Below are 26,967 nucleotides of genomic sequence, written 5' to 3'. Positions count from 1 at the left end.
CCAGGTTTATCCAAAAGGATTGGAATGTACAGCAGGACAAAACCTTTCCTATTCTCACTGACATTGCGCTTCAAAAAAGAATACATTATAAATTATTCTTTAGCGTAATAATACCATGCCCAGCTGATAAAGAGGAACTGCAAAGGCAATCTTACCCATGCAATAAGCGGCGTGACCAGTATTTTACCCAATATGAACGGCGCCATCCGGATCATGTAGATATGCGCGGGTAAAAAGGCAATCAACATCAGTATAATTAACAGTGCTGCTAGCTTTCTGGTCTTCTTAATCAACAATAAAAGCCCAAAAACAATTTCCAATATCCCCGAAAAGTAAATTAAAAAGCCAGGAGCAGGCAACCATTTTGGCATAATTACGTAATATACTGCAGTGGATAAAAAGTGGTTACATCCAGCCAGAACGTAGAAGAGGGCGTAAATCCAAAGAAAAATGATGCGGATTGGTTTGTTCATGTAAATCAATATGCTTTGATTAATCTTTAAGTCCTTTATTTAAAACCGTTCTAAATTGATGTAAATTACAGGTTAATGACAGTCACATGCCTTCACCATGTTACTTTTGTATCCCGATAATAGTTAATAACGGAAGCACTTGGAATATTTAAAAGTAATAGCTTTTACGCATCACCACATCGACCTGAAATCTTTAGGGAAATTAGTTATTTGTGATCAGAGTTTAGATAGCAGGTTGAAGAATGTTCAAGCAGAACTTCCCGTTAGCGAAATTTTTTATATTGGAACATGTAACCGTGTAGAGTTTGTTTTCCTTACCAAAGAGAAAACCGACAAGGAATTTGTAACCAGATTCCTGACTGTTTTAGACATGGGACTGCCTCCTGAATTTATGGAGCGTTTTCTTGATAATGTTTCTGTTTACGAAAATGAGGAGGCTTTTAACCATTTACTGAGAACATCGTGCTCTTTAGAGAGTTTGGTGGTAGGTGAAAAGGAAATTCTTGCTCAGATCCGTAAAGCTTACGAAAACTGTCGTGATGCAGGATTTACAGGCGATTACATGCGTATGATTATGGACCGCGTGGTTAAAACCGCAAAAGAAGTTTATACGCACACCAATATTTCAAAAAATCCGGTTTCTGTTGTTTCATTGGCGTACCGTAAGTTAAAAGAGTTAAATATGTGTGGCAACTCACGTATCTTGATTATTGGTGCTGGCGAAACCAACCAAAATATTGCAAAATACCTTAACAAACATAAATACTCTAATTTCTCGATTTTCAACCGTACGTTTTCTAAAGCCGAAGCTTTGGCAGGAGAGCTGGGTGGTAAGGCTTATCCTTTAGCCGCACTTGAAGATTTTAACGAAGGATTTGATGTAATCATTACCTGTACCGGTTCTACCGAGGCGATTATTACCGAAGCGTTATACGCTAAACTGTTAAATGGCGATCAAGGTAAAAAGGTAATTGTAGATTTGGCGATCCCAAATGATGTTACCCCTGCGGTGATCCATAACAACCCGGTACATTATATTGAAGTAGAATCGCTGAAAGAGGTGGCTCGCAAAAACATCCAGGAACGTTATAACGAACTGGTGCATGCCGAAGAAATTATAAGCAACAACATTACCGAATTTTTCTCTGTTTTAAAACAACGTCGTATCGAACTGGCGATGCAGGAAGTGCCAAGAAAGATTAAAGAAATCAAGAATACAGCCATAAACGGTGTGTTTGCCGACGAAATTAGTCAGATGGATGAGGCCTCGCGCGAAGTTTTAGAACGTGTGATGAACTACATGGAGAAAAAATACATCAGCGTTCCGATGGTGATGGCCAAAGAAATTCTGGTCAATCAATCTTAAGGTTTTACCGCAAAGAACGCTAAGTCCAAATATCTTTTGTGTCTTTTAGCTAAATCCTGAAACCAATTCCCTTGTCGTCATGCTGAACTTGTTTCAGCATCTTTCTTGCAATCATCTTACATTCTTGATATGGTTCAACTGCCATATAACATAAATAACATTTAAATTTTATTTATGGGGAACGTGTGTCGCTTAGCGATTCTTCGCTGCGCTCAGAATGACAAACCGATTGCGTAATGTCACAGAAATCCTTTAAATTCCCTATTCTGTAACCTCACTGTCTCATTTTTAAACAATTCATGGTATAAACCACTAATTAAATTAAATTTGCAACTCATTTAACCTTTATAGTGAAGAAATTAACCATTGGAACACGCGGTAGCGACCTGGCTTTATGGCAAGCAAATCATATAAAAGATGAATTGGCTGCAATTGGAATAGAAGCAGAAATAAAAATCATTAAAACGCAGGGCGATAAAATCCTGAATTTAAGATTAGATAAACTGGAAGGCAAAGGCTTTTTTACCAAAGAACTGGAAGAAGAGCTTTTGGGTGGAACAATTGACCTGGCTGTACATTGCCTTAAAGATTTACCCACTGCACATCCCGAAGGATTGATTATTGCTGCCTTACCACCACGTGAAGAAGCAAGTGAATATCTTTTGATTTTAAAAGATTGTGTAGATGTTTCGCAGAAGCTTTCGTTAAAAAAAGGAGCGATGGTTGGTACTTCATCTAATCGCCGTAAAGCGCAGTTATTGGGCTTACGCCCCGATTTAGAAGTTGAAGATCTACGTGGAAATGTGCCTACCCGTATCCAAAAACTTCGTGATGAAGATTACGATGCCATCTTAATTGCTAAGGCTGGTGTGAAGCGCTTAAATCTTGATGTGAGCGATTTACATGTGGAAGAATTGGAAACCACTGAGTTTATACCGGCACCTGCACAGGGAGCCTTGGCTATTCAGATCAGGGAAAACGATACCGAACTTTTTGATGCACTACAAAAACTGCATGATCCGGAAACGGCAGAGACTGTAACTGTAGAACGTAAGGTTTTAAACCTTTTCGAAGGTGGTTGCCACATGCCTTTAGGTTGTTATTGTAAAAAGGAAAACGGAAAATTCGAAATTTGGACTTCAAAGGCCGAAACTGCTGATCATTTTCCTGAGCGTTTGTTTTTACGTGCAGAAAGTACCGAAGGTTTGGCAGAAAAAATTGTAGCCAAATTTAATGTAGAAAGAAAGAAACCCGCAAAGGTTTTCATCTCGCGCGAGATTGGCGAACACAGTTATTTCCGTAGGGCATTAGAAAATAATAATATTGAAATAGAAGGACGTTCGTTAATCCGTACGTTCCCGATCGTAACTGTTTTAGATCAGTTTATCTTAAGACATGTGGATTGGGTTTTCTTCAGTAGCCGCAATAGTGTAGAATATTTTTTCAACTTAAAACCAGTATTGCCAAAGAAAACGAAATTTGGTGTAGTGGGAAGAGGTTCGGAAGATGCTTTGCGTAAGTTTGGTCATTTTGCCGATTTTGTTGGCGAGAGTGGCGATATTACCGAAGTTGCAGAAGATTTTGCGCAATTGGTTGGCGGTCAGCAAATATTGTTTCCAAGAGCACAGGATTCTTTACAATCGATTCAAAAATCATTACCGGCTGATGCTAAAATAATCGATCTGCCAATTTACGAAACGGTAATAGAAGATGATATTGATCAAAGTTATGCAGATGTATTGATTTTTACCAGTCCATCAAATGTTGATGCTTATTTCGCTGATAATTTATTAGAACCCGGCCAGCAGGTAATCGCCATCGGAAATTCTACCGGTAAGAAATTTGATGAAATGGGCGTGAAGTATGCATTGCCATATTCGCCTGATGAAATTGGATTGGCTGAAGCAGTTTTTGGGATAGAGATGAGATAGTTGAGGTAGAAGGTTTAGGGTGTAAGGTAAAAGGCACAAATCAGCGGAAACCATTTATGAAATCCAAAAATCTGTGTAATTATCTAATCTGTGTAATCAATCCGAAAGAAAAAAATATAGGATATTCAAGTCTTGATACTCGATACAAAAATGTCGATACTTCAGCTCTTGATACTAAATACTTGAAAAAATGTTAAATCGTCCGCGCAGATTAAGGAAAAATCCTTTAGTGAGAGAGATGGTAGCCGAAACACGGTTATCGAAAGATATGTTTGTGTACCCTTATTTTGTGGTGCCAGGCAATAATGTAACCCACGCTATCGATGCCATGCCAGGGGTGAACCACTATTCGGTTGATACGCTGGTAAAAGATGTTGAGGCTGGAATGAAAAAAGGCCTTAACAAAATTATGCTTTTTGGTGTTGGTGATGAAAAATCGGAAGATGCGAAGTCTGCTTATCACGATCATTCTTTGGTGCCAACGGCGGTTCGTGAGCTCAAAAAACAATTCGGAGATGATTTATATGTCATTACCGATGTTTGCGTTTGTTCTTATACCACGCACGGTCATTGTGGTATTTTAGAAAACGATTATGTTCAAAACGATAAAACGGTTGAAGTAATTGCAAAAATGGCTTTAACGCATGCCGAAGCTGGTGCGGATATGTTTGCTCCATCGGATATGATGGATGGCCGGATTGAAGCGATGCGTAATCTTTTAGATGAAAACGGTTTTGTAAATGCAGCCATTATGAGCCACGCTACAAAATTTGCTTCTGCCTATTATGGTCCTTTTAGAGAGGCTGCAGACTGTGCGCCAAGTAAAGGCGACAGAAAGGCTTATCAAATGGATTTCAGAAACCCGTTGGAGGCGCTGCGCGAAGCTGCTTTAGATGAACAAGAAGGTGCTGACGTGTTAATGGTGAAACCAGGTTTAGCCTATTTGGATATTATCCAACGGTTAAAACAAGATACCAATTTACCAATTGCAGTTTACAACGTTTCGGGTGAATACTCAATGGTAAAAGCAGCTGCCGAACGTGGCTGGATAGACGAACAAAAAGTAGTGATGGAAACCATGCATGCCTTTGCCCGTGCTGGCGCAAGTATTATTACTACATATCACATTAAAGATATTTTAAATAACAATTGGCTATAGAGGTGGAAGGTAGAGGGTTTAAGGCTTAGGGTTTTCCTTGCTAATCCGATATTTCCATTTCATACACAATAAATAGGTATTTAGTGTTTTATAAGCTTAGGCTTTGTGCCTTAAACCTTAAACCTTTTGCCTCATACCTTAACAAAAGATGTTAGATTCATTAAAAAAAATGTTTTCAGGCAACGAAGCCGATATTCCGGTAAATACAGGAAGTAAACCTGATATTTCGAGGGTAAAATCTGCCGAGTTATACGAGAAATCAAAAACGTATTTCCCTGGTGGGGTAAACTCGCCGGTAAGAGCTTTTAAATCGGTTTACGGTACACCTCTTTTTATTGAAAAAGGTGACGGCTGTTATATATGGGATGCTGATGGCAATCAGTTTATCGATTTCTGTGGCAGCTGGGGACCATTAATTTTGGGACATAACAATCCTAAAATCCGCGAGAAAGTTACCGAGGTAATGCAGAACGGAATGAGCTTCGGGGCACCAACAGCTTTAGAAAATGAATTGGCTGAGCTGATTATCAAAAACAACCGTTTTGTTGAGAAAATCCGTTTTACGAGTTCTGGTACCGAAGCGGTAATGTCGGCGATACGTTTGGCAAGAGGTTTTACCAGTCGTGATAAAATTTTAAAATTCGAAGGTTGTTACCACGGTCATAGCGATTCGCTTTTGGTTAAAGCAGGTTCAGGTTTGGTTACTTTTGGCGAAACTTCTTCTGCAGGTGTGCCAAAATCTTTTGCCGAAGAAACCATTGTTGTGCCTTTAAACGATAAAACGGCTATCGAGCAAGCTTTTGCCCAGTTTAAAGATCAGATTGCTGCGGTAATTATTGAAGGTATTCCGGCAAATAATGGTTTAATTATCCAGGATGAAGAATATATTCATTTCTTGCGTAAAATCTGTACGGATAACGGTTCCCTTCTGATTTTTGATGAAGTGATTACCGGTTTCAGGGTAGGTTTTGAAGGCGCAGCTGCCCATTACGGTGTTACACCTGATATTGTTACTTATGGCAAAATTATAGGCGGTGGCTTACCTGTTGGGATGTATGGTGCACGTGCTGAAATTATGGCACATATCTCTCCTGATGGCGGGGTTTATCAGGCCGGAACACTATCTGGAAATCCGGTGGCCATGGCAGCGGGCATTGCCACTTTAACAGAACTGAACAAATCAAGCTTTTACAAAGATTTGAATGCCAAAGCGCAAGAATTTGTGGCCAGTATTCAGCGTTTTGCAACCGCACGTAATTATAAATTTAAAGTATTTACCATTGGTTCTATCTTCTGGTTTGCTTTTACGGATAAAGATAAAATCCAGTCGGCTGATGATATTGATGCAGGCAGCATGGAGAAATTTAAAATTATGCACCGGGAGTTATTAAATAGAGGAATTTATTTAGGGCCATCGGGATATGAAGTTGGTTTCGTATCTTCAGCACATACTAAGATCGAATTAGAGAAAGCGAAACGTGCTATTTTTGAAGCGTTAGATCTGGTATTTAAGAAATAAGTTTGTTTGAAAGATCGTCATTCCTCCTCGCAATGACGGACGAGAAAATAATCTGTGTCATCCAAAAATCTGTGTAATCAACCGAAGGGAATGAAGAAATCCATTATCATATTTTACGCATTATTGCTTTATGCACTGATTCAACTCATTTCGTGGGGAACATTGGTGGTGCGTTTGCAGCCAAGCCGCATGACCATGATTATGGGCGAAGGTTCGGTATTTTTGTTTTTGCTCTGTATTGGCGGTTATTTTCTTCACCAATCGTTAAAACGTGAAGATAAATTAAGGGAACAGCAGCAGAACTTCCTGATGTCGATTACACACGAGTTGAAATCACCTTTGGCGGCAATAAAACTTTCTATCCAAACCATTGTTAAACGGGATTTGGATAAAGCGCGCCAAACTTCATTGCTGAACAATTCGTTAAAAGATATTGAACGCTTGGATGATCTGGTCGAAAATATGTTGCTGGCCACCAAGATTGAAAACCGTTCCTATACTTTCCCTAAAGAGGAATTTAACTTCTCCGAATTAGTGTATAAAATTACAGATAGACTACAGGTTCATTCTTGTGGATGCGAACAGATTATCAATGCCAAAATTCAGCCAAATTTGCAGGTGGTAGGTGACAAATTTGCCTTATCGTCAGTAGTAACCAATTTAATTGAGAATGCGGTGAAGTATTCTAACCCATGTGATGAGATAAATGTGCATTTAAACAAGGTTGATGGGCATATTCAATTAAGTGTGATGGATCAGGGACCGGGTATTTCAGATGCCGAAAAAATGTTGATATTTGATAAGTTTTACCGCGTTGGTAACGAGAATGTCAGAAAAGCGAAAGGAACAGGTTTAGGCTTGTTTATTGTGAAAGAGGTTTTACAATACCATGATGCAGATATTACAGTAAAAGACAATCTGCCTCAAGGAAGTATTTTTGAAGTAACATTTAGTTAATCTCAATTATGTCACAAAAATTAAGAATTCTATTGGTAGAAGACGAGGATCACTTGTTAGATGCTATCAAATTAAACCTCGAACTTGAGGGTTATAAAGTTCACGCCGTTAAAGATGGCAAAACCGCTCTTAAAATTTTTAAAGAAGAACGCTTCAATCTAATTATTTTAGATGTAATGTTGCCTGAAATGGATGGTTTCCAGGTTTGCGAAACAATCCGTTTAGAGAATGCAGAAGTTCCAATTATGTTTTTAACAGCTAAAAACACTTCAGAAGACCGTGTTTTAGGTTTGAAAAAAGGTGCTGACGATTATTTGGTTAAACCTTTCAACTTAGAGGAATTAATTCTTCGTGTAGGTATCTTAGTTAAACGCAGTTTAAAATCTGATGATTTAAAAGAATTAAATTCTTACAAGATCGGTGATAAAACAATCTATTTTAACTCTTTCGAACTGAAACATGATGATGGTACCATCACACCTTTAACCAAAAAGGAAACGATGTTGCTGAAACTATTAATCGAGCGTAAAAACGATGCGGTTTCTAGAGAGCAGATTTTAGAAACCGTTTGGAATTATGATGTTTATCCATCAACCAGAACGATTGATAACTTTATTTTAACGTTCCGTAAGTATTTCGAACCAGATCAAAAAAATCCTGTTTATTTCCACTCTATCCGTGGTGTAGGCTATAAATTTACTGATAGTCATTAATGTACAATAATAAGGGCAGATATGCTTTAATGGCCGTTTTTGTGCTTGCTGGATTGGTTTGTGTTTTTTATCATCAATACCAGCTGGCTGCTGTTTCAGGGCTGTTATTTGCCTTTGTTGTTTGGAGCCATTTTAAGCACAGTTCGGTTTTGATGGCATCGAAGCATTTTAAGAATAACGAATTCGGCAAAACCAAAGCTTTATTGGCTGAGGTGGTTAAGCCAGAACGCCTGGCCAAAAGCCGAAGAGGTTATTACGAATTTATGCAGGGCAATATGGCTTTAAAGGAAGAAGATTACGATAAAGCTGAGTATCATTTTCAGTTGGCCAGCCGTTTTCCGGTGGGCGGTAAAAATGAAAAATCATATGTACTGATCCATTTAGCTAACCTGGCTTTGCGGAAGAAAGATAAGGAAAGGGCAGAAGCGTATACCAAATTGGCCAAAGAACTTGCCGAAACGCAACGCTCGAAAGACATTATCGTTAAAATTGAAAAAGAAATAAGCAAATTATAATATTAGTATTGTCATTTTGAACAAACGAAGCACCAGTTTTTGATAAAAAGGTACTTCGTTTTTTTTTTATTTATACCTTTGCAAAATTAAAATTTTTAGCCCACTCGTCATGCTGACCTGTCGCGAAGCCGAAAACTACGCAGTAAATTTAGTTCAGCATTTGTTTATTATTAAGACCCTGAACTGAATTCAGGGTGACGATTAGTGAGATACCAAATACAAATCATGAAGAATAACTTATTTTTAGACGCAGCATTTTCAAAACAAACCGAACGCCCACCAGTATGGATGATGCGTCAGGCAGGTCGTTTTATGCCACAATATTGGGAAATTAAAAACAAATACTCTTTTTTAGAGATGTGCAAAACCCCTGAAATTGCAGCAGATGTGACCATGTTACCTGTTGATTTGTTGGATATTGATGCTGCGATTTTATTCTGTGACATTTTGGTAACGGGTGAGGCCATGGGTGGCGATTTGAGTTTTACCCAAGGTGTAGGACCTAAGTTTGCCAATCCTGTACGTACGGCTAAAGACATCGAAAACTTAAATGTTGATTGTTTAGATGAATTGCAATATGTTGCTGATGCGATTAAAGTAATTCAACAACGATTAGATAGCAGAATTCCATTAATCGGTTTTGCAGGTGCACCATTTACGGTAATGAGTTATTTAATTGAAGGTGGTTCTTCTAAAGATTTTAAATTAACCAAACTATTTATTCACAATCAACCAGAGCTGGCTCATAAACTTTTAGCTAAAATTGCCAAAGTAACGGCTGATTACCTGAATCTTCAGATTGCTGCTGGTGTTAACGCTGTTCAAATTTTCGACAGTTGGGCGCTTGCTTTATCATGGAATGATTACCAGGAATTTTCTCACCGCTACATCCAGGAAATCATTGCTAACTTGAACAGAAAAGATATCCCGGTGATTTCTTTCTGTAAAGGAAGTTCGGTTTTTGCACCGATTATGGCAGAAGCTAAACCAGATGTGATTTCAGTTGACTGGAACGCTGATTTATTGAACATTAAAAATGCTTTGCCAGCTGGTATTGCCGTTCAGGGAAATTTAGACCCACATATTTTATACGCAGATAAAGCGGTAATTAAAGCACAGATTCATAAATTATTCGAACGCATGCGCGGTACGGAAGGTTTTATCTTCAATTTAGGTCACGGTATTATGCCAGATATTCCTTTCGATAATGTGAAGTATGCAATTGAGGTGGTGAAGGAGTTTAGGTATTAAACGAATCATTTGATTTTTGTATATTAGCTATATAACTCCAATAATATGACTGTTAAATCTTTAAGTGATGAGGATAAGCTGCCGATTAAACAATTAATTAGAGCAGTTAATAAGAAGATGGAAGATGTTCTTAGGGTTGTTGATGCCTTAAATTTAGGTAGAACCGAAGTTAAAGCGGATGGTGTTTATAGAACATTCAATAACGGTGATACAGTTAAGGTAGCAGAAGGTAATTTTAATAGAAGAAGGGTTTCTGCAAAGAGAATTAAACTTTTTTAATGCCCCAACAGCCGAAATTGAGAATTTTTGCCGGTCCTAATGGCTCGGGTAAAACTACTTTATTTGATTCTATAAAATCGAGCTATTTTTCTACCAGAATTTTTGTTAATGCAGATTTATTGGAAGAAGAGTTTAAGAAGAAAAATTTTCTCAACTTATCTGATTTTGAAATAGATGCTAAGAACGAGGATTTTGAGTCATTTTGTTTTCAAAGTGGACTTTTTACAAAAGCAGGTTTCAGTAAAGACAGTTGGAATTTAATTGTTAGAGAAAATGTTGTTGTTAAAAATATAACATTTGCAACGGTTTACAATTCTTATCATTTTGCGATTATAGCAGATTTTATTCGATATTCATTAATCAGAAGTAAAAAATCATTCAGCTTCGAAACCGTATTTTCACATCCTTCAAAATTAGAGCTTATTGATTTTGCTCATCGTAATAATTATAAGGTCTATCTTTATTTTATAGGTACTGAAACGCCAAAGATGAATTTAGAGCGTGTAAAGGATAGGATTTTGAAAGGCGGCCATTTAGTTGAGGCAGAAAAGATTGAGAAGCGTTACTTTTTGACAATGGACTTATTAATCGATATGCTTAAAAAGGCAGATGAAACTTATCTTTGGGACAATTCAGGAATAAAACATGACTTTGTTGGAAACATTAAAGATGGAATTTTGAATCTGGAAGTTCTTAATGTTCCAAATTGGTTGGACAATTATATTTTGAATAAGATTAAATGATAGAAGCCTTACTGCCATATTACCAATATTTCAAAGCAGTGCATATTGTATTTGTAATTAGCTGGATGGCTGGATTGTTTTATATCCTGAGCCTTTTTATTTACCATACAGAAGCGAACGATAAACCCGAACCCGAAAAAAGTATTCTTCAAAAGCAGTTTGTTAAAATGGAGGCCACTTTATGGAAAATTATTGCCACTCCTGCCATGATTATTTCTGTTTTGGCAGGCGCATCTATGTTAACTTTAAATCAGGGCTTGCTGCAGGCCGATTGGATGTGGGTGAAGCTTGCTTTTGTTGTTGGCTTACTCATCTATCATTTCATCTGTCAAAACCTCGTTAAACAGCTTAAAAACAATCAATATAAGCTAAGCAGTTTTCAATTGAGGTTGTGGCGTGAGCTGGCGACCATATTTATGATTGCTATTGTATTTGTGGTGATTCTTAAAAATGCCATTAACTGGATTTATGGTTTAATTGGTATTATGGGGGTAGCGATGGCCATTATGATTGCAGTTAAACTGTACAAGAACTATCGTAAGAAACGTGGAGAATAATCTCTGTACCACAAAGTCACTAAGCCACCAAGAATATTATTTTTAATTAAAGGTATTAAAAAAAGCTTTGTGTTCTTTGTGCCTTAGTGATCAACCCCTATTAACTTTGTTTCCTTTGCGTAAACTTCGCGTTCTTTGCGGTTAAATAAACCAAAAACTATTCTAAATTTGGGCGATAAAATCAAAGCGCATGTTTACATCTACAGGTCTGAAAAAGACCTTACTCTTCATATCTTTTCTTTTTAGTACTTATTTCGCTTCGGCTCAGTTTAATCAATTGGCTTTTGAAAATAGAATCCGCCCCGATAGCAGCTTAACCAACGAGGTTCACTTCAATTTTTACAATTTAAACTACGTTCGTAATTACGAGTATACCAACGATTTTCATGATGGTTATACTTTGTACGGCACGCAGTTGCAGCCACAAATTGTTTATTATGCGCATCCAAATCTGGCCATCACCGCGGGTGCATTTATCAGAAAGGACTTTGGCCGGAACGGGGTCTCAGATGCGAAACCTTTGTTTAGCGTAAAATACCATAAAAGAAACCTCACCTTAATTTTTGGAAGTTTAGAAGGCAACATTCAACACAAATATATTGAGCCGCTGTATGATTTCGAAAGAACCATAACCACACCGATTGAATATGGAACACAGTTATTGGTGGAGCGTGAAAAATTTACTTTAGATGCCTGGATAGCCTGGCAGAAAATGATTTATAAAGGCGATCCGGCAAAAGAAGAAATTATCGGAGGTTTATCAACTGAAAGCTTTTTAATTAAAAATGATGACTGGAAATTGAGTATTCCAGCACAGTTTTTGGCTTTCCACCAGGGTGGACAGATTGATGTACTTAAAGAAATCCCGATTACGACCATGTTTAATGGCGCAACGGGTATAAAACTGCATAAAGATATCAATAGCAATATTAAACAGGTATATACCGATAACTACATAGCGGTTTATAAAGATTTTTCACCGGATAAAAGAAGAGCCTACCAGGGTGGTTTTGGCTTATGGCTAAACGCCGGTATAGAAAGTAAATGGGGAAGCCTGGTAGCTTCTTACTGGAAGGGTAATAATTTTATTTCAATTAAAGGGATGCCATTATACGAATCGGTATCTGATAATCTATATAGTCCAGGCTTGAAGCAAAGCGCCAGAAACATTGTTTCGCTGCGTTATGCTTACCAAAAAGAATTAATTCCGCATTTATATCTTGATGTGCGTTTCGAACCACATATCGATTTAGATCATACCGATAAACAACTTCAGTTTAATCACTCATTTTTCTTAACCTACAAACAGGATTTTAAATTGTTTAAAGTGAAAAAGGAGGGAAGGTAGAAGGTAGAAAGGTTGAGGGTGATTAAACTCATAATAAATTTTAAGCACTAACTCAAATTCCTAAACCTGATAGCAGTGAAAATCTTTTTTTCTGCAGCAACCTTCAATATGGTGTCATGCTGAGGTACGAAGCATCCGCAACCAATGAAACAGATGCTTCGTGCCTCAGCATGACAGCAGTATAAAAAAGATTGTAACGAATAGCAGGACTAACGTTTCAAAAATGCGCCTGCCATTGCTTTCCAAAACAAAAATCTATATCTTTCTTGGAAAATATTTTAATCATATCTATTTGATAATCAATAGATGTGATTCTGATTTTAACTTTATTTAACTTTTTTTCTCTCCTCATGCAACCATTGTTTGTAATCTGCCATCTTCTATATACAAACACACAATGAAATTGACGCGAAGCTATACGATAAACGATTTGATGGAAGGCTGCAAAGCTGGCGACCGGAAGATGCAGGAGCTGCTTTACAAGCAAACGGCATCGAAAATGTTGGCCGTTTGTATGCGCTACGCCAAAGACAGGATGGAGGCCGAAGATGTGCTGCAGATGGGCTACATTAAAATCTTTCAAAAAATAAAAGAGTATAGAGGTGATGGTTCTTTTGAAGGTTGGATTAGGAGAGTAATGGTGAATACTGCGATTGAGAGTTACCGTAAAAATTTACGCAGCTTAAACGTAGTAGAAATAGATGAAGCTTACGAGCAACCATCAACCGGATTTGATTTCGGCACCTTAGGGATGCAGGATTTAATGAAGGTGATACAAAAACTGGCAGATGGTTACCGCATGGTTTTTAACATGTATGTAATAGAAGGTTATTCGCACAAAGAAATTGGAGAAACGCTCGGTATCTCAGAAGGCGCGAGTAAATCGCAATTGTCGAGGGCAAGAGCAATATTAAAAGAAGAAATTATAAAAATGGAGGGATTTGGTTATGCAACCTATACGGGATAAGGATTTTGATCAGTTATTTAAGGATGCTTTTGCTGACGCTGAAGTAACACCCTCGAGGGATTTATGGAGCAATATCGAAAGCGAAATAGCGCCTAAGAAAAAAAGGATCATACCTGTTTATTGGTTATCGGCAGCAGCGGTGTTATTAATTGCTACACTAGGAATTTTGGTTTATCAACAACAAAATACCGATGGAGGCAAGAAATTGGCCAGTAACACCATTGAAAAAACTAAGCCAACAGTGCAAGAACCGATGGTTAAAGATACTGTAGCAAAGATTGTTGAGCCAGTTGAAAATATCGCACCAGTTTTACCAGTTCAGCCTAAGGCAGCGAGCGCCATTGCCAAAACAAAGGAAAAACAGGAAATGAAACCGGTTATAGAAAAGGAAAAACAAACGATAATTACTGCGCCTGAGATGCAAAAGCAGGAAACCGCAATAGCCAAAGTTGAGGAACCTAAAAAAGATATTAAAACAAAAATTGAGGAGGCGATTTTGCAGCCAAAAGAGGAAACCTTAATTGTTGCTAATCCTACAAGTGTTAAAACAGATGAGCCTGTTAACGATAATGAGCAAAGCAATAAAGGCATTCGTAATGTTGGCGACGTGGTAAACCTGATTGTTAACAAAATGGATAAAAGAAAAGACAAACTGATCCAGTTCCGTACTGATGATGATGATTCTTCTTTGGCATCGATAAATATTGGCCCATTTAAAATAGGTAAACGGAAGAAATAGCCGTTTTCGGTTTACAATTGACAGTTTTTAGTTATCAGGAGCTAACATTACAACCTTTATAATATTCAACATTGCAACTTTTAAACTTTACAACAATTAACATAACAAACACACAGATATGAAACGTCTAATTTATACAACACTTTTGGTAAGCGGGCTTGCCGGTGTTATGGCTCCAGGTGCTTTTGCTCAACAGGATAGTACCAAAAAGAAAATGGATTATAGTGAAGGACATGGCATCATCATTAAAACCAAAGCTGCAGATTCAGTTAAAAAAGGACGTTTCGTAGGTGGAATTACTTTTACAAGGGTTGATTTGGGCTTCTCCAGATTAATCGACAATGGCAGCTTTAACTTATCTCCAAACAACGATTTTTTGGATTATAAAGGTGGTAAAACCAGTACATTCTCTTTCGATGTGTTACAATTGGGCTACCGTTTCAACTCTAACTTTAAAATTTATGTAGCAGGGGGATTCGACTGGACATTAATTCGCTTAAGAAAAGATATTACCATTGCTAAAAATTCTAACGAATTTGTATACACCGATCAGGCGCCTGTACATTTTTCAAAAAACCGTTTCTCGAGTAGCTATGTGCATATTCCTTTAAACTTCGAATTCCGTACTAGCGAAAACAAAAACAGCAAAAGATTTTACCTGGTTTTAGGCCCGGAGGTGAGCTTTTTGTTAAACGGAAAAATTAAACAGATAAGTGAGGAACGTGGTAAAGAAAAACAATATGATAGCTATCACTTTCAATCGGTTCGTTACGGCGGAACCATTAGGTTTGGTTATGGTGGTATAGGTTTATTTACCAAATATTACTTTAACGATATGTTTACTACCGCACAGCAAGCTGGTTTAAAGAACATGAGCTTCGGGGTTACCTTTGGCTTGAATTAACCCCTAAATCCCCTAAATGGGACAATAAATTCTCCCAATGGGCAGAGAAAATTAATGCACAAATAAAACAGATCCTGTTTCGGTTAGGCGAGACAGGATTTTTTGTTTTATAATGTTTTTAGAAACATCGTAGGGGTTAGCACACTTAGTTTACTTTTTTTGTAGTCTTTAGTATTTCGCGTAACTATAACATTAATTGATCCATGGTTTTCAGCAGAAAAATTCTGGAGGGCATCTTCAAAATCAGAAAAGTCGGAATCGATGGATTGTAAGATAACCTCTTTGTTCACAATTATTACATCCAAAAAGTTTAATAAATCCTTTATGCCTTGTAATATCGATTTAGGGCTATGTTCTTTTCTTAATAAATAATAGATGTTAGCAATAGCGATCCCAGTTACAAAACCTTTTAGTTTTCCAATCTCACACAATGCTAAAACTTTTGATGAATCATCAGAAAAAGGTTTTCTATCAAGAAAATAGTCAAGAATAATATCTGAATCTATTAATACATTACTGATTTTCATTATTCAGGTATTTTTGATATCGCTCTTCTCTGATTTTATTTAATTCTTCTTTATAGTTAAAATCTGGAGACATTTTAAATGCACCTTTTAACGATTTCACTATTGGCGGGAGCTCATCATCTTTGCTCGCGACTTCTTCCCTTTTGGTTACAGCTTTTAAATAATTTTCTACCACCGCAGACAGGCTTCTGCCTTGCTGTTCTGCATAAGCTTTAGCTTGTTTAATTACAGACTTATCTATGGTTAAGGTTAGTTTAGTGTTCATGGCTCTATAATTACTGATGTCAAGATATATTGATGTAAAGATACATAGATGTCTGTATACGTGCAAAAATAAAATATAACACACGTGTAATTTTGTTTACGCTTAAACCCTGCTCCTTAAAACCCTCTACCTTTTTCTTATCTTTACCACGTGAGCAATACCATAATCAGTGTTAAAAATTTAACCAAGCAATATCAGGCAGAACAGGCCGGCGGAATTAAAAATGTAAGTTTCGAGATTAAACAAGGTGATGTAGTGGCCATTATTGGCGAGAGCGGAAGCGGAAAATCGACCTTACTGAAATCCATTTACGGGCTGTTGAAAACCGATGAAGGTGAAATCTTTTTCGAAGATAAAAGGGTTAAGGGACCTGATGAACAACTTATCCCGGGTCATAAGCAAATGAAAATGGTTACACAGGATTTTTCATTAAATATTTATGCCAAGGTTTACGATAATATTGCCTCACAGTTATCGAATACCGACCTTAAAACCAAAGCCGAGAAAACGCTCCAGATTATGGAGCACCTGCGGATTTTACCACTTCAAAATAAAAAAATTATTGAACTGAGTGGGGGAGAGCAGCAGCGTGTGGCTATAGCAAAAGCCATGGTGGCCGATACACAGGTTTTACTTTTAGACGAGCCCTTCAGCCAGGTAGATGCCCTGCTTAAGAACCAGCTCAGGGCGGATATTAAACGAGTAGCCTCAGAAACCGGTGTTACCGTAATTTTGGTTTCACACGATCCGGCCGACGGTTTATTTCTGGCCGACCAGTTACTGATCCTGAAAAACGGAGAACTGTTGCAAACAGGAAAACCTTCCGAAATTTATCAGCATCCAAAACATATTTATACGGCCCAGATTTTAGGTAATGCTGTGGTTTTATCTCAAGCTGATGCTGAAAAAATTGGTTTAAAAACACAAAGAAATTCGGTGGTATTTTACCCTGAATGGGCCGAAATAAGCAATAGTTGGAGCAGCAGACGGTTTGAAGTAAAAGATGTGTACTACAAAGGTTTTTATGACGAGCTGCTTTTAGAAAGAAATGGCGTCAGCATCCGTGCAATACAACTGAACAGAGGAGCGCACAAAAAAAACGACTACGTTCAATTGAACATTAGTCGTTTTTTAACGTTTTAAGTGTAATTATAATTTATATGTTTATTTGAAAAGTTATAATTGTAATTATAACTTTTTGTTATATTTGATTTAATTGTAATTACGATTGTAGTATGAATATACCTGATAACATTTTAAATCGAAATAGATATATATCCCAAATAGAACCTTTTATACGTAAAAATCTGATTAAGGTGCTGACAGGGCAACGTAGGGTGGGAAAAAGTTATCTGATTTTTCAGATTATAAACAATATTATTGAAAAGGATAATAATGCAAATATTATTTACATCAATAAGGAAGATTTACAGTTCGATTTTATTCAAAATGCAAATGATCTGAATAATTACATCTTATCAAAGGTAAAACCTGATTTACATAATTATATTTTTATAGATGAAATACAGGAAATTACTGATTTTGAAAAAGCGTTAAGATCACTTTTGCTCTATCAAAATAACGATATTTACATTACAGGTAGTAATGCCAAAATGCTTTCAGGCGAATTGGCTACTTATTTAAGCGGAAGATACGTTGAGTTTCCCATTTACAGTTTATCATATGCTGAATTTTTATGGTTTCATAAATTGAAGGATAGTGATAAAAATATGGAACATTATTTTAAATATGGTGGCTTACCTTATCTGATCAACCTTACTTTAAATGATCAGGCTTTCGAATATCTTAATAGCATTTATTCCACTATTTTATTTAGAGATGTTGTTTCAAGGTATAATTTGAGAAATAGTAATTTCCTGGAGAAGCTTGTTCTTTTCCTGGCCGATAATATTGGAAGCTTGTTTTCTGCGAAAAAAATAAGTGATTTTCTTAAATCTCAACAAACAAAATTAGCACCTAATCAAATACAAACTTATACCAGGTATTTGGTAAATGCCTATATTATTCATGAGGTAGACCGCTATGATATTATTGGGAAAAGAATTTTTGAAACCGGGAGTAAATTCTATTTTGAAAATACGGGTATTAGGAATGCCATTATTGGATATAGACCACAGGATTTAGGTAAGTTGCTCGAAAATGTTGTATATAACCACCTTTTATACCTAGGCTATAAAATAAAAGTAGGTACCATGAATACAAAAGAGATCGATTTTATCGGTGAACGCAAAGGTGAATTTATTTATATTCAGGTAGCCTTAAAATTAGAAGATGAAGCAACAATTAGACGCGAATTTGAAAACCTGCTTCAGATTGAAAATAATTACCCTAAATATCTGATTACCAATAGTCAATTTAGTGGCAATACCTATCAAGGGATACAACATATTTACATCCGTGACTTTTTAATGTGGGAATAATGAGGCACAAAAAAAAACGACCACGTTCAATTTAACATTAGTCGTTTTTTAGCGTTTTAAAATATTAACTATAAATCGTTTCCAACAAGGACTATCTTAACCCTTACTGTTGATGTTGGTTTTATTGGAGTTGTGGCCTGGTAATCTGAGCTTTGTACATCAATAGATACGCCGCCTTTGTATACCTCATAACTATAAGCATCTACATTATAAACAAATGGTAGTGCAATGTAACTTGCGCCGCTATTGTAAGAAATGTAAACTAACGTTCCTTCATTATCAATATGGAACTGGTCTATTTCTGGAACGGCAATATTCGCGGAAAATGTTTTTCCATCACTACTTAATACCCAGGCATTAGCAGAAATATCTCTAACTACAGTTAAAATTGCGTTGCTCGGTTGAACAATAGTGTCTTTTTTGCAAGAAGCCAGACCTAGTGTGGCTATGCAAAGCATTAAGATGGTAAGTTTTTTCATTGTGATTAGTTTTTATTTGTGTGTGTGATATGGCTATTACAAATCTGCTGCCAAAAAAAATAAATCAGAGATTTATGGATTAATTATTGTGCAACAGATTAAATACACAAATATTAGCACCCTATTTTTCTTATGATGAAGCTCTTCTTTCGCCTCTTACCCTGGTTAATTTTAGTCGTTGCAGGGTATTTATTTATCTCTAAAAAGTTTAGTATCAATACCTCTGTAGAAAGTAAACACCAGCTTTTGGTCGATAAAATTGAAGCTATTGGCAAATTAGAGCTGGTAAGATACCAGATTAGCGATGTTTTAGAACACAAAAATAAAACGGATTTTTTGCCCGAAGCCAGCGTATTACTGATTGTTAAGGCTGAAGCCGTAGGCTGTATCGATTTAACGAAAATTACCCGCGAAGATATTGATATTGAGGCGGACACTGCTGTAGTAAATTTACCACAGCCTGAAATATGTTATGTAAAAATAGATCATAAAAACTCTCGTGTTTATGATACGAAAATGGCTTTCTTTCGTGAAGCTGATTTAGTAGACGAAGCGTATAAAGCCGCTGAAAGGCAAATTACTGCTGACGTTAAAAAATCAACCATTTTAACGCAAACCAAAACCAATGCTACAACAGTACTTAAACCGATTATTGAAGGATTGGGCTATAAGAATGTGCGGTTTACCTTTGATTGAGGTGGGAGGTAAAAGGTTTAAGACGGAAGGTTCCTAGCGATCGACACACTAGATCACGTCTTCTCGACTGAAGCGCAGTGAACTGGTGAGATCTAAATCAAAAATGTCTCGAGACAGGTTTAGCTTCGCTGAGCACTAGGTGGTTCTCGACTGCTTTGCACTCCGTTCGAAATGACGGCATTTATTAATATATACCCAAACTTCCCGACCTCTGTCTTATTTTATAAAATCTTCCCTATGTGGATTAAAAATATCAATTAGTAATCCAGCTGTTAAACAAACCACGCCATGGAATACATTTGATGGCGCAAAGAAAACGTCGCCTTCGTTTAAGACTTTTTTATCATCACCCATGCTCACCTCAAAACTTCCTTTTGCTACATAACTCATTTGCAAATGAGGGTGATTATGAATGGTACCAATGGCATCTTTTTCAAAGTCTACTTTAACCAACATCAGCTGATCATCATAAGCCATAATTTTGCGTTTAATGCCTCCGCCTAAATCTTCCCAATTGATATCATTGTCAGAAATTAATGCTTTGTTGCTTAAGTCTTTGAAATTCATTTTTTATAAGTTATGTCATGTTGAGCTTGTCGAAACATCTTGATTGTCCTTCGACAGGCTCAGGATGACAAATTAGAATAATCGATCGTCATTCCCACGAAAGCGGGAATCGTAATGCAATAAGCTTTAAGATTCCCAATCAAGTTGGGAATGACGACTCCTACTTTGTATACGATGTGAAAAAACTCTTTGTTCGCTGTGGTTAAAATCCTTAAACCAAATATTCAAACAAAGTTTGGTCCTGGTTTAATTCGATAATTTCAAATTTAAAATCTTTCATGCGCTGTAATAAACTGGCATAATCGTTTTTATTAGAAAGTTCGATACCAACCAAGGCGGGGCCATTTTCTTTGTTTGTTTTTTTAATAAACTCGAAACGGGTAATATCATCCTGTGGACCTAAAACCTCGTTTACAAATAATTTTAAAGCACCTGGTCTTTGCGGAAAACGTACAATGAAATAATGTTTCAAGCCTTCGAAAAGTAACGATTTCTCTTTAATCTCCTGCATGCGCTCAATGTCGTTATTTCCACCGCTTACAATACAAACCACCGTTTTACCTGTAATCTGGTCTTTAAGCTGATCTAATGCAGCCACAGAGAGTGCTCCGGCAGGTTCAACTACAATGGCATCTTCATTGTACAACTTTAATATGGTTGTACAGATCTTTCCTTCAGGAATTAAATGCATCTGATCCAGCAGCTCCTTACAATATTCATAGGTGATGTGGCCAATTCTTTTTACAGCGGCACCATCCACAAAACGATCTATCTCTTCTAAGGTAAAAGGGCCGCCATATTCCATCGCCGTAACCATTGATGGTGCACCCAGCGGCTCAACACCAACCAGTTTCACTTCAGGTTTAACGGTTTTCATATAAGCGCTTACACCTGATGCTAAACCCCCGCCACCAACAGGCATTACAATCATATCCAAATCAGGCAGATCTTCATAAATTTCTACACCAACCGTTGCCTGTCCTTCAATTACTTTTTCATCATCAAAAGGTGGAATAAAAGTAGCCGATTTTTCAGCACTATAGGCCAAAGCTTCTTTTAAACAATCGTCAAAAGTATCGCCCACTAGAACAACTTCAACATTGTCGCCACCAAACATGTAAGTTTGTTTAACCTTTTGTTTCGGTGTAATTTCTGGCATAAAAATAACGCCCTTAATACCAAGTTTTTTGCATGAATAAGCTACACCTTGTGCATGGTTACCTGCACTCGCACAAACTACACCGTTAATTAATGCATCTTGTGGCAAAGAGCTAATTTTATTGTAGGCACCACGTAATTTGTATGAGCGTACAATCTGCAGGTCTTCTCTTTTTAGATAAATATTGGCATTGTAATGCGCAGAAAGCCCGGCATTAAACTCTAAAGGCGTACGTTTTACCACGCCTTTTAACCGTTGCGATGCAGATTGAAAATCTAATGTATTCGGTGTTGTTGTATTCATAATTTAGTTTCAAGAAGTGAGATTTTAGTCAAGACTTAATTTCACTTATATATTTTTTGTAAAACAGGCTTCGGTGTTCTATTGGTTATTGCAGTCCTGCTTTACATTTTATTCCGCTGCGCTTCATGCCCATTCCAATCAGGTTTAGGGAGCAAGCTTGTGTTTCAAACTTAAATCCTCCCCCTGCCCCCTCCAAAGGGGGACACCCCTCAAAGTTTTTAAGGCAATTCGCCGATTGCTTTAGATTGGTCTTTAACCTTTGGCTTTTTAAGCCAAATGCAAAGCAACCAATTGGTTTAAATCCTGATCGTTTATACCTTGTTTGCTATCAGCCAAAACCAGGAATTGTTTGTAAACAATATCTAAATGATCTTTTTCCAATTTATGGCCTAAACGGTCTAAATGGTGTTTTAAAGCATGGCGACCGCTTCTTGCAGTTAACACAATAGTTGCATCAGGGAAACCAACATCTTCTGGTTTAATAATTTCGTAGTTCTCGCGGTTTTTCAAGAAACCATCCTGGTGGATACCTGAACTATGTGAAAATGCATTTCCACCCACAATTGCTTTGTTCGGTTGCACCGGCATATTCATCTGGTTACGCACCATGTGGCTCATTTCATAGAAACGGGTCGCATCAATCTGGGTGTTTAAGCCTAAAATCTTGTGCGTTTTCAAAATCATGACGACTTCTTCCATTGATGTATTGCCTGCACGCTCTCCGATACCGTTAATGGTACATTCTACCTGGCGTGCACCATTTTGCAAACCTGCGATAGAGTTCGCTGTAGCCAGGCCTAAATCGTTGTGGCAGTGCACAGAGATAATGGCTTTGTCGATATTTTTTACGTTTTCTTTTAAGAAAAGGATTTTCGAACCATATTGGTCTGGCAAACAATAGCCGTTCGTATCGGGAATATTAACCACAGTTGCACCGGCAGCAATAACTGCTTCAACCATTTTGGCTAAAAATTCAATATCAGCACGACCGGCATCTTCTGCATAAAACTCAACATCTTCCACAAATTTTTTCGAATATCTTACGGCTTCAACCGCACGTTCTAAAATTTCTTCGCGTGTACTGTTAAATTTATGTTTAATGTGGAAATCGGATGAACCAATCCCGGTGTGGATACGCGGTCTTTTTGCATAACGTAAAGCATCAGCAGCAACATCAATATCGTTTTTATTTGCACGGGTTAATGCGCAGATAATGGGGTTGGTTACCGCTTTTGATAATTCAATTACGCTATTAAAATCTCCCGGACTAGATACAGGAAAACCAGCCTCAATCACATCAACACCTAAAAGCTCAAGTGATTTAGCGATTTCTACTTTTTGGTTTGTATCTAACTGGCAGCCTGGAACCTGCTCACCGTCACGCAATGTCGTGTCGAAAATATAAACTTTGTTCGGGTCGTGAATCATAATCTTAAGTTTAGGAAGTGATTAATTTTTGAGATAAGAATTTAAGGACCAATTTGCCCATTTCGGCTGTGCCTAAAACTTTAAATCGGTTGGTACTTTGGTCGGCAATATCATGTGTTCTAAAGCCTTCTTTCAATACCTGGTCGATGGTATCAACCAATAATTTGGCTTCTTCTTTTAGTCCGAATCCAATTTCTAACATTAATGCTGCCGATAGGATAGAAGCCAATGGATTGGCTAAATCTTTACCAGCAATATCGTGTGCAGAGCCATGGATAGGCTCGAAGAAACCTGTGCTTTCGCCAACAGATGCAGAAGCCAGCATACCCATTGAACCTGCAATTTGCGAAGCCTCATCTGTCAAAATATCGCCAAATAAATTGGCCGTTAAAACCACGTCGAATTTTTTAGGGTTTTTGATCAATTGCATGGCTGCATTATCGATAAACATATGCTCGGTTTCTACGTCAGGATATTGTTTTGCAATTTCCTGAACAGTTTCGCGCCATAGGCGGGAACTTTCTAAAACATTTGCTTTATCTACTGAACATAATCTTTTGTTACGTTGCTGTGCCGCCTGGTAAGCTTTATGTGCAATACGTTCTACTTCGTAACGGTGGTAAATCATCAAATCTGAAGCCGTATTGCGATCTTCTGAACGTGTCTTTTCGCCAAAGTATACGTCACCGGTTAATTCGCGGAAGAATAAAATATCGGTTCCTCTCAAAATTTCCGGTTTGATGCTTGATGCCTGAAGAAGTTCATCAAATAGTAATATCGGGCGTAGATTGGCAAATAAACCCAGTTCCTTACGGATTTTAAGCAAACCCTGTTCTGGTCTAACTTTTAAACTAGGGTCGTTATCATATTTGGCGTGGCCTATTGCCCCAAAGAGGATTGCATCACTTTGTCTTGCTTTTTCTAAAGTTTCGTCTGGTAAAGGTTCACCAGTAACTTCAATAGCCGCATGGCCCATTAAGGCCTCTTCAAACACAAATTCATGGCCAAAAATCTCGGCAATTTTTTCTAACGCTGCTTTTCCCCAAGTGGTCACTTCGGGTCCAATACCATCTCCAGGTATTACTAAAATGTTCTTCTTCATTGTACTAAACGTTTTCTAGTATAGTTTCGACGACTTTTACTTCGCCTTTTTCTAACAATATTCTTTTTTCTATGCAGGCTGGCAGCTGCGATTCAAAATGGCCAACATAAATTAAGGTCATCCCATTGCTGCACAATTCATCAACCAACTGGTTAAAATGTCGTGTTTGCTGCTGGTCTAAACCCTGGCAAGGTTCGTCCAGAATTAATAGTTCCGGATTTTTTATAATCGTCCGCGCTAACAATACCAATCGTTGTTTACCGAGTGGAAGTGCGGTTAATAATTCATTTTTGTTTTCGGTTAATCCAAAATATGCTACAAGTTCATCAACCTGTGTACTTTTAGTGTAGGGCAATACCTGAAATAAGCCTACCGTATCGTAAAAGCCCGAGGCAATACTCTGCCAAACGGTCGCAGTGGCATCGAAATACCAGTGAAACTCGGGCGATATCAATCCGATATGCTGCTTGATATCCCATATGCTTTCGCCACTTCCGCGTCTGTTGCCAAATAAATACAGTTCGTTGGCATAAGATTGGGGGTGGTCGCCATTTACCAGGCTTAGTAAAGTAGATTTCCCTGAACCGTTATGGCCTTGTAAAAGCCATTTTTCTCCAGCCTTAATTTCCCAGTTGATATTTTTTAAAACCTGTTTCTCGCCATAGCTAATGTTTACATTAACCATTTTCACAATTTCTTGAGAACTGTAAACAGGCGATTCTTTTAAGAAAGCCGGAATTTTCCTCAAGTGGATTTCCGTGTTTGCCACACTTTCCAGAGTCTCCACCTTAACAAGCTGTCCATCTCTTATCTCAGCAAAAGAATTGATGCTGGTTGGTAATTCGGTCTCATTACAGATCAAGATCAATTGAACACCTTCTTCGGAAACCTGATCCAGTAAAATGTTCAGGTTTTTACGCGAAGCAGCATCAAGGCCAGTATACGGTTGGTCTATAATAAGCAATTGTGGTTTTAACCATAAGGCTTTAACCAGTTGCAGTTTTTTATGTTCACCACTGGATAATTCGATTAATTGTGAACTGGCGAATGTTGCAAATCCTAATGCTTCTAAAATGGGTTCAACCTGATCGAAGTGCAAGCCTTTTTCTTTACCATAACTAACCAATTCGGCATGAACGGTTAACGTTTCTTTTGCCTGCTGACTGGTATAACGTTGTTGGTAATAAAAATTGGCAACGCCCTCTAAATTTTTAAACTGATACCAGCTTTCTACATAAAGCACTTCTCCGTGGAGTTTACTCGAATCATCGAAATCAATTTCTATGTTTCCCTGAATTTGAATCAAGCCTGCAATTGCTTTTGCTAACGATGTTTTTCCGGTTCCGCTTTTACCACCTATTACATAACTTTCGCCAATATTCATTTCCCAATACAAATCCTTTAGCACCGCTTTATTGCTGTAACTTAAGTTTAAATTCTGTATGTGAAGGAATGGTTTAAACATTATTTTTCTCCTTTCGGGATGATACGCTGATTTTTTTACTTTGGTCTTTATGCTTTAGTCTTATACCTTTTTCAGGCCTTCAGGCTTTTACCTTCTACCTTCTTCAAATTCTTCAATTAATTGTTTTTGGTTTAAGATGAAATCGATATCATCATAACCATTGATCAAACACGATTTTTTGTAAGGGTTGATCTCAAATGATTCCTGAGCACCAGTTTCTACTATGGTAACGGTTTGATTTTCTAAATCAACTTCTAAGGCCGATTTTGGATTGTTGTCAACCGCTTTGAAAATCTGCGCCAGGAACTCATCACTTACCTGGATGGGTAATAAACCATTGTTCAAAGCATTTCCTTTAAAGATGTCTGCAAAGAAACTGCTGATTACGGCATCAAAACCAGCATCTTGAATAGCCCATGCAGCATGCTCGCGACTACTGCCACAACCAAAGTTTTTTCCGGCTACTAAAACCTGACCGCTGTAGGTAGGATTATTCATCACGAAATCAGCTTTAGGCTGGTTATCGTTCTCATAACGCCAATCGCGGAACAAGTTTTCACCAAAACCCTCGCGGGTAGTCGCTTTTAGAAACCGCGCAGGGATAATCTGGTCGGTATCGATGTTCTCTATGTTTAAAGGCACTACTGCCGATGTTAATTTTGTGAATTTTTTCATTTTTTAATGATGATTACACAGATTTAAATGATTTCACCGATTGAGGGGCGATTTCATTGATTTAATATTTATAATAATCCTCAGTCTTCTACTCTGGTAAAGTGTTCAACTGTTGGAAAAGGATCATAAAAGTGATGTAATAACTTTTTCCAATCCTGGTATTCTGCTGATCCTCGGAAACCTTCGGTATGTGCCTCCAGTGTTTTCCAGTTTACCAGCAGGATATATTTATTTTCTACCTCTACACATTTTTGAAGCTGATGCGAAATGTAACCTTCCATCGAAGAAATGATTTTTTGCGCTTCGTTAAAAGCTTTCTCAAAATCAGCTGATAATCCAGCTTTTACATTTAATATGGCAACTTCTAGAACCCCCAACCCCCTTAAGGGGGCTTTAAATTGAGTGCTGGTAATATTATTATTCATCTTGCTAAAGTCCC

29 protein-coding genes are annotated in these 26,967 nt (G+C 37.5%); 18 read left to right on the top strand and 11 right to left on the bottom strand.

The annotated features are described in order from the left end of the window. Positions 1-92: 92 nt before the first annotated feature. Positions 93-473, bottom strand: a complete 381-nt coding sequence (locus tag AC04QZ_RS23895; protein ID WP_478359746.1) for a DoxX family protein — start codon at positions 471-473, stop codon at positions 93-95. 139 nt (positions 474-612) lie between these two features. On the opposite strand from AC04QZ_RS23895, the gene hemA reads away from it, so the two are divergent. The 15 genes from hemA to AC04QZ_RS23820 all read left to right on the top strand — a co-directional run bounded on the left by hemA (position 613) and on the right by AC04QZ_RS23820 (position 15,421). Continuing rightward, complete coding sequence (gene hemA, locus AC04QZ_RS23890; RefSeq protein WP_086547593.1) at positions 613-1,839, top strand: glutamyl-tRNA reductase; 1,227 nt, start codon at positions 613-615, stop codon at positions 1,837-1,839. 350 nt (positions 1,840-2,189) lie between these two features. After that, positions 2,190-3,770: a hydroxymethylbilane synthase gene (gene hemC, locus AC04QZ_RS23885; RefSeq protein ID WP_478359745.1), complete on the top strand. Its 1,581-nt coding sequence runs from the start codon at positions 2,190-2,192 to the stop codon at positions 3,768-3,770. A gap of 190 nt (positions 3,771-3,960) precedes the next feature. Further along, positions 3,961-4,929 carry a porphobilinogen synthase gene (gene hemB / locus AC04QZ_RS23880; protein WP_086547591.1) on the top strand — a complete coding sequence of 323 codons (969 nt, stop codon included), beginning with the start codon at positions 3,961-3,963 and terminating at the stop codon, positions 4,927-4,929. A gap of 148 nt (positions 4,930-5,077) precedes the next feature. Beyond that, positions 5,078-6,448, top strand: coding sequence for a glutamate-1-semialdehyde 2,1-aminomutase (gene hemL / locus AC04QZ_RS23875; protein WP_478359744.1), 1,371 nt, complete (start codon positions 5,078-5,080; stop codon positions 6,446-6,448). Positions 6,449-6,538: 90 nt separating this feature from the next. After that, the gene (locus tag AC04QZ_RS23870) at positions 6,539-7,405 is read left to right on the top strand and encodes a sensor histidine kinase (RefSeq protein WP_086547589.1); all 867 of its coding nucleotides are present in this window, start codon (positions 6,539-6,541) and stop codon (positions 7,403-7,405) included. Between the two features lie 8 nt (positions 7,406-7,413). After that, the gene (locus AC04QZ_RS23865) at positions 7,414-8,118 is read left to right on the top strand and encodes a response regulator transcription factor (protein ID WP_025146905.1); all 705 of its coding nucleotides are present in this window, start codon (positions 7,414-7,416) and stop codon (positions 8,116-8,118) included. Then, positions 8,118-8,633, top strand: a complete 516-nt coding sequence (locus AC04QZ_RS23860) for a hypothetical protein (RefSeq protein ID WP_478359743.1) — start codon at positions 8,118-8,120, stop codon at positions 8,631-8,633. The genes AC04QZ_RS23865 and AC04QZ_RS23860 overlap by 1 nt, the downstream gene beginning before the upstream one ends. 225 nt (positions 8,634-8,858) lie before the next feature. Continuing rightward, positions 8,859-9,884 carry a uroporphyrinogen decarboxylase gene (gene hemE, locus AC04QZ_RS23855; protein WP_478359742.1) on the top strand — a complete coding sequence of 342 codons (1,026 nt, stop codon included), beginning with the start codon at positions 8,859-8,861 and terminating at the stop codon, positions 9,882-9,884. Positions 9,885-9,929: 45 nt separating this feature from the next. Continuing rightward, a complete protein-coding gene (locus AC04QZ_RS23850) occupies positions 9,930-10,163 on the top strand; it encodes a hypothetical protein (protein WP_478359741.1) in 234 nt (77 codons plus the stop codon). Further along, positions 10,163-10,906 carry an ATPase gene (locus AC04QZ_RS23845; protein ID WP_478359740.1) on the top strand — a complete coding sequence of 248 codons (744 nt, stop codon included), beginning with the start codon at positions 10,163-10,165 and terminating at the stop codon, positions 10,904-10,906. The genes AC04QZ_RS23850 and AC04QZ_RS23845 overlap by 1 nt, the downstream gene beginning before the upstream one ends. Beyond that, on the top strand, positions 10,903-11,463 hold the full coding sequence (locus tag AC04QZ_RS23840) for a CopD family protein (protein ID WP_478359739.1): 561 nt from the start codon (positions 10,903-10,905) through the stop codon (positions 11,461-11,463). Before AC04QZ_RS23845 ends, AC04QZ_RS23840 begins: the two co-directional genes overlap by 4 nt. A gap of 190 nt (positions 11,464-11,653) precedes the next feature. Continuing rightward, the gene (locus AC04QZ_RS23835) at positions 11,654-12,811 is read left to right on the top strand and encodes a hypothetical protein (RefSeq protein WP_478359738.1); all 1,158 of its coding nucleotides are present in this window, start codon (positions 11,654-11,656) and stop codon (positions 12,809-12,811) included. A 397-nt stretch (positions 12,812-13,208) separates the two neighbouring features. Then, the gene (locus AC04QZ_RS23830) at positions 13,209-13,778 is read left to right on the top strand and encodes an RNA polymerase sigma factor (RefSeq protein ID WP_025146912.1); all 570 of its coding nucleotides are present in this window, start codon (positions 13,209-13,211) and stop codon (positions 13,776-13,778) included. Beyond that, entirely contained in the window at positions 13,759-14,517 is a 759-nt protein-coding gene (locus AC04QZ_RS23825) for a hypothetical protein (RefSeq protein ID WP_478359737.1), read from the top strand. The genes AC04QZ_RS23830 and AC04QZ_RS23825 overlap by 20 nt, the downstream gene beginning before the upstream one ends. Positions 14,518-14,635: 118 nt before the next feature. Further along, positions 14,636-15,421: an outer membrane beta-barrel protein gene (locus AC04QZ_RS23820; protein WP_086547581.1), complete on the top strand. Its 786-nt coding sequence runs from the start codon at positions 14,636-14,638 to the stop codon at positions 15,419-15,421. Positions 15,422-15,528: 107 nt separating this feature from the next. Here the strand turns inward: AC04QZ_RS23820 and AC04QZ_RS23815 are convergent, their stop codons facing one another. Both AC04QZ_RS23815 and AC04QZ_RS23810 read right to left on the bottom strand, forming a co-directional pair. Next, positions 15,529-15,948: a PIN domain-containing protein gene (locus tag AC04QZ_RS23815; RefSeq protein ID WP_478359736.1), complete on the bottom strand. Its 420-nt coding sequence runs from the start codon at positions 15,946-15,948 to the stop codon at positions 15,529-15,531. Further along, positions 15,935-16,213 carry a DUF6364 family protein gene (locus AC04QZ_RS23810; RefSeq protein ID WP_086547580.1) on the bottom strand — a complete coding sequence of 93 codons (279 nt, stop codon included), beginning with the start codon at positions 16,211-16,213 and terminating at the stop codon, positions 15,935-15,937. The genes AC04QZ_RS23815 and AC04QZ_RS23810 overlap by 14 nt, the downstream gene beginning before the upstream one ends. A 150-nt stretch (positions 16,214-16,363) precedes the next feature. Here AC04QZ_RS23810 and AC04QZ_RS23805 point away from each other — a divergent pair, with 150 nt between their 5' ends. After that, positions 16,364-17,356 carry an ABC transporter ATP-binding protein gene (locus AC04QZ_RS23805; protein WP_478359735.1) on the top strand — a complete coding sequence of 331 codons (993 nt, stop codon included), beginning with the start codon at positions 16,364-16,366 and terminating at the stop codon, positions 17,354-17,356. Positions 17,357-17,529: 173 nt separating this feature from the next. Beyond that, the gene (locus tag AC04QZ_RS23800) at positions 17,530-18,654 is read left to right on the top strand and encodes an ATP-binding protein (protein ID WP_478359734.1); all 1,125 of its coding nucleotides are present in this window, start codon (positions 17,530-17,532) and stop codon (positions 18,652-18,654) included. 68 nt (positions 18,655-18,722) lie between these two features. Here the strand turns inward: AC04QZ_RS23800 and AC04QZ_RS23795 are convergent, their stop codons facing one another. Beyond that, the gene (locus AC04QZ_RS23795; RefSeq protein WP_086547578.1) at positions 18,723-19,133 is read right to left on the bottom strand and encodes a hypothetical protein; all 411 of its coding nucleotides are present in this window, start codon (positions 19,131-19,133) and stop codon (positions 18,723-18,725) included. 132 nt (positions 19,134-19,265) lie between these two features. Between AC04QZ_RS23795 and AC04QZ_RS23790 the strand changes: the two genes are divergently transcribed. Further along, complete coding sequence (locus AC04QZ_RS23790; RefSeq protein ID WP_478359733.1) at positions 19,266-19,829, top strand: DUF4230 domain-containing protein; 564 nt, start codon at positions 19,266-19,268, stop codon at positions 19,827-19,829. Positions 19,830-20,045: 216 nt separating this feature from the next. Here AC04QZ_RS23790 and AC04QZ_RS23785 read toward each other — a convergent pair whose 3' ends face one another. The 7 genes from AC04QZ_RS23785 to AC04QZ_RS23755 form a co-directional block, all read right to left on the bottom strand. Then, the gene (locus AC04QZ_RS23785) at positions 20,046-20,396 is read right to left on the bottom strand and encodes a cupin domain-containing protein (RefSeq protein ID WP_478359732.1); all 351 of its coding nucleotides are present in this window, start codon (positions 20,394-20,396) and stop codon (positions 20,046-20,048) included. Positions 20,397-20,607: 211 nt separating this feature from the next. Next, positions 20,608-21,858 (bottom strand): threonine ammonia-lyase IlvA, encoded by a 1,251-nt coding sequence (gene ilvA, locus AC04QZ_RS23780; RefSeq protein ID WP_086547575.1) that lies wholly within the window; start codon positions 21,856-21,858, stop codon positions 20,608-20,610. A 267-nt stretch (positions 21,859-22,125) separates the two neighbouring features. Then, positions 22,126-23,286, bottom strand: coding sequence for a 2-isopropylmalate synthase (locus AC04QZ_RS23775; protein WP_086547574.1), 1,161 nt, complete (start codon positions 23,284-23,286; stop codon positions 22,126-22,128). A 10-nt stretch (positions 23,287-23,296) separates the two neighbouring features. Then, on the bottom strand, positions 23,297-24,388 hold the full coding sequence (gene leuB / locus AC04QZ_RS23770) for a 3-isopropylmalate dehydrogenase (protein ID WP_478359731.1): 1,092 nt from the start codon (positions 24,386-24,388) through the stop codon (positions 23,297-23,299). Between the two features lie 4 nt (positions 24,389-24,392). Then, positions 24,393-25,853 carry an ATP-binding cassette domain-containing protein gene (locus AC04QZ_RS23765; protein WP_478359730.1) on the bottom strand — a complete coding sequence of 487 codons (1,461 nt, stop codon included), beginning with the start codon at positions 25,851-25,853 and terminating at the stop codon, positions 24,393-24,395. An 87-nt stretch (positions 25,854-25,940) separates the two neighbouring features. Next, entirely contained in the window at positions 25,941-26,528 is a 588-nt protein-coding gene (gene leuD / locus AC04QZ_RS23760) for a 3-isopropylmalate dehydratase small subunit (RefSeq protein ID WP_086547571.1), read from the bottom strand. Positions 26,529-26,608: 80 nt separating this feature from the next. Next, a complete protein-coding gene (locus AC04QZ_RS23755; protein ID WP_478359729.1) occupies positions 26,609-26,953 on the bottom strand; it encodes an antibiotic biosynthesis monooxygenase family protein in 345 nt (114 codons plus the stop codon). Positions 26,954-26,967 lie beyond the last annotated feature (14 nt).

The sequence above is a fragment of the Pedobacter folensis genome (genome assembly GCF_056490665.1).
This window is presented reverse-complemented; position numbering and strand designations above follow the sequence as displayed.

What these genes read in the sequence shown, in the direction of transcription:
- AC04QZ_RS23895 (WP_478359746.1), bottom strand. Translation starts at nt 473, where the DNA reads ATGAACAAACCAATCCGCATCATTTTTCTTTGGATTTACGCCCTCTTC.
- hemB (WP_086547591.1), top strand. Translation starts at nt 3,961, where the DNA reads ATGTTAAATCGTCCGCGCAGATTAAGGAAAAATCCTTTAGTGAGAGAG.
- hemL (WP_478359744.1), top strand. Translation starts at nt 5,078, where the DNA reads ATGTTAGATTCATTAAAAAAAATGTTTTCAGGCAACGAAGCCGATATT.
- AC04QZ_RS23870 (WP_086547589.1), top strand. Translation starts at nt 6,539, where the DNA reads ATGAAGAAATCCATTATCATATTTTACGCATTATTGCTTTATGCACTG.
- AC04QZ_RS23865 (WP_025146905.1), top strand. Translation starts at nt 7,414, where the DNA reads ATGTCACAAAAATTAAGAATTCTATTGGTAGAAGACGAGGATCACTTG.
- AC04QZ_RS23860 (WP_478359743.1), top strand. Translation starts at nt 8,118, where the DNA reads ATGTACAATAATAAGGGCAGATATGCTTTAATGGCCGTTTTTGTGCTT.
- hemE (WP_478359742.1), top strand. Translation starts at nt 8,859, where the DNA reads ATGAAGAATAACTTATTTTTAGACGCAGCATTTTCAAAACAAACCGAA.
- AC04QZ_RS23850 (WP_478359741.1), top strand. Translation starts at nt 9,930, where the DNA reads ATGACTGTTAAATCTTTAAGTGATGAGGATAAGCTGCCGATTAAACAA.
- AC04QZ_RS23845 (WP_478359740.1), top strand. Translation starts at nt 10,163, where the DNA reads ATGCCCCAACAGCCGAAATTGAGAATTTTTGCCGGTCCTAATGGCTCG.
- AC04QZ_RS23840 (WP_478359739.1), top strand. Translation starts at nt 10,903, where the DNA reads ATGATAGAAGCCTTACTGCCATATTACCAATATTTCAAAGCAGTGCAT.
- AC04QZ_RS23835 (WP_478359738.1), top strand. Translation starts at nt 11,654, where the DNA reads ATGTTTACATCTACAGGTCTGAAAAAGACCTTACTCTTCATATCTTTT.
- AC04QZ_RS23830 (WP_025146912.1), top strand. Translation starts at nt 13,209, where the DNA reads ATGAAATTGACGCGAAGCTATACGATAAACGATTTGATGGAAGGCTGC.
- AC04QZ_RS23825 (WP_478359737.1), top strand. Translation starts at nt 13,759, where the DNA reads ATGCAACCTATACGGGATAAGGATTTTGATCAGTTATTTAAGGATGCT.
- AC04QZ_RS23820 (WP_086547581.1), top strand. Translation starts at nt 14,636, where the DNA reads ATGAAACGTCTAATTTATACAACACTTTTGGTAAGCGGGCTTGCCGGT.
- AC04QZ_RS23815 (WP_478359736.1), bottom strand. Translation starts at nt 15,948, where the DNA reads ATGAAAATCAGTAATGTATTAATAGATTCAGATATTATTCTTGACTAT.
- AC04QZ_RS23810 (WP_086547580.1), bottom strand. Translation starts at nt 16,213, where the DNA reads ATGAACACTAAACTAACCTTAACCATAGATAAGTCTGTAATTAAACAA.
- AC04QZ_RS23795 (WP_086547578.1), bottom strand. Translation starts at nt 19,133, where the DNA reads ATGAAAAAACTTACCATCTTAATGCTTTGCATAGCCACACTAGGTCTG.
- AC04QZ_RS23790 (WP_478359733.1), top strand. Translation starts at nt 19,266, where the DNA reads ATGATGAAGCTCTTCTTTCGCCTCTTACCCTGGTTAATTTTAGTCGTT.
- AC04QZ_RS23785 (WP_478359732.1), bottom strand. Translation starts at nt 20,396, where the DNA reads ATGAATTTCAAAGACTTAAGCAACAAAGCATTAATTTCTGACAATGAT.
- ilvA (WP_086547575.1), bottom strand. Translation starts at nt 21,858, where the DNA reads ATGAATACAACAACACCGAATACATTAGATTTTCAATCTGCATCGCAA.
- AC04QZ_RS23775 (WP_086547574.1), bottom strand. Translation starts at nt 23,286, where the DNA reads ATGATTCACGACCCGAACAAAGTTTATATTTTCGACACGACATTGCGT.
- leuB (WP_478359731.1), bottom strand. Translation starts at nt 24,388, where the DNA reads ATGAAGAAGAACATTTTAGTAATACCTGGAGATGGTATTGGACCCGAA.
- AC04QZ_RS23765 (WP_478359730.1), bottom strand. Translation starts at nt 25,853, where the DNA reads ATGTTTAAACCATTCCTTCACATACAGAATTTAAACTTAAGTTACAGC.
- leuD (WP_086547571.1), bottom strand. Translation starts at nt 26,528, where the DNA reads ATGAAAAAATTCACAAAATTAACATCGGCAGTAGTGCCTTTAAACATA.
- AC04QZ_RS23755 (WP_478359729.1), bottom strand. Translation starts at nt 26,953, where the DNA reads ATGAATAATAATATTACCAGCACTCAATTTAAAGCCCCCTTAAGGGGG.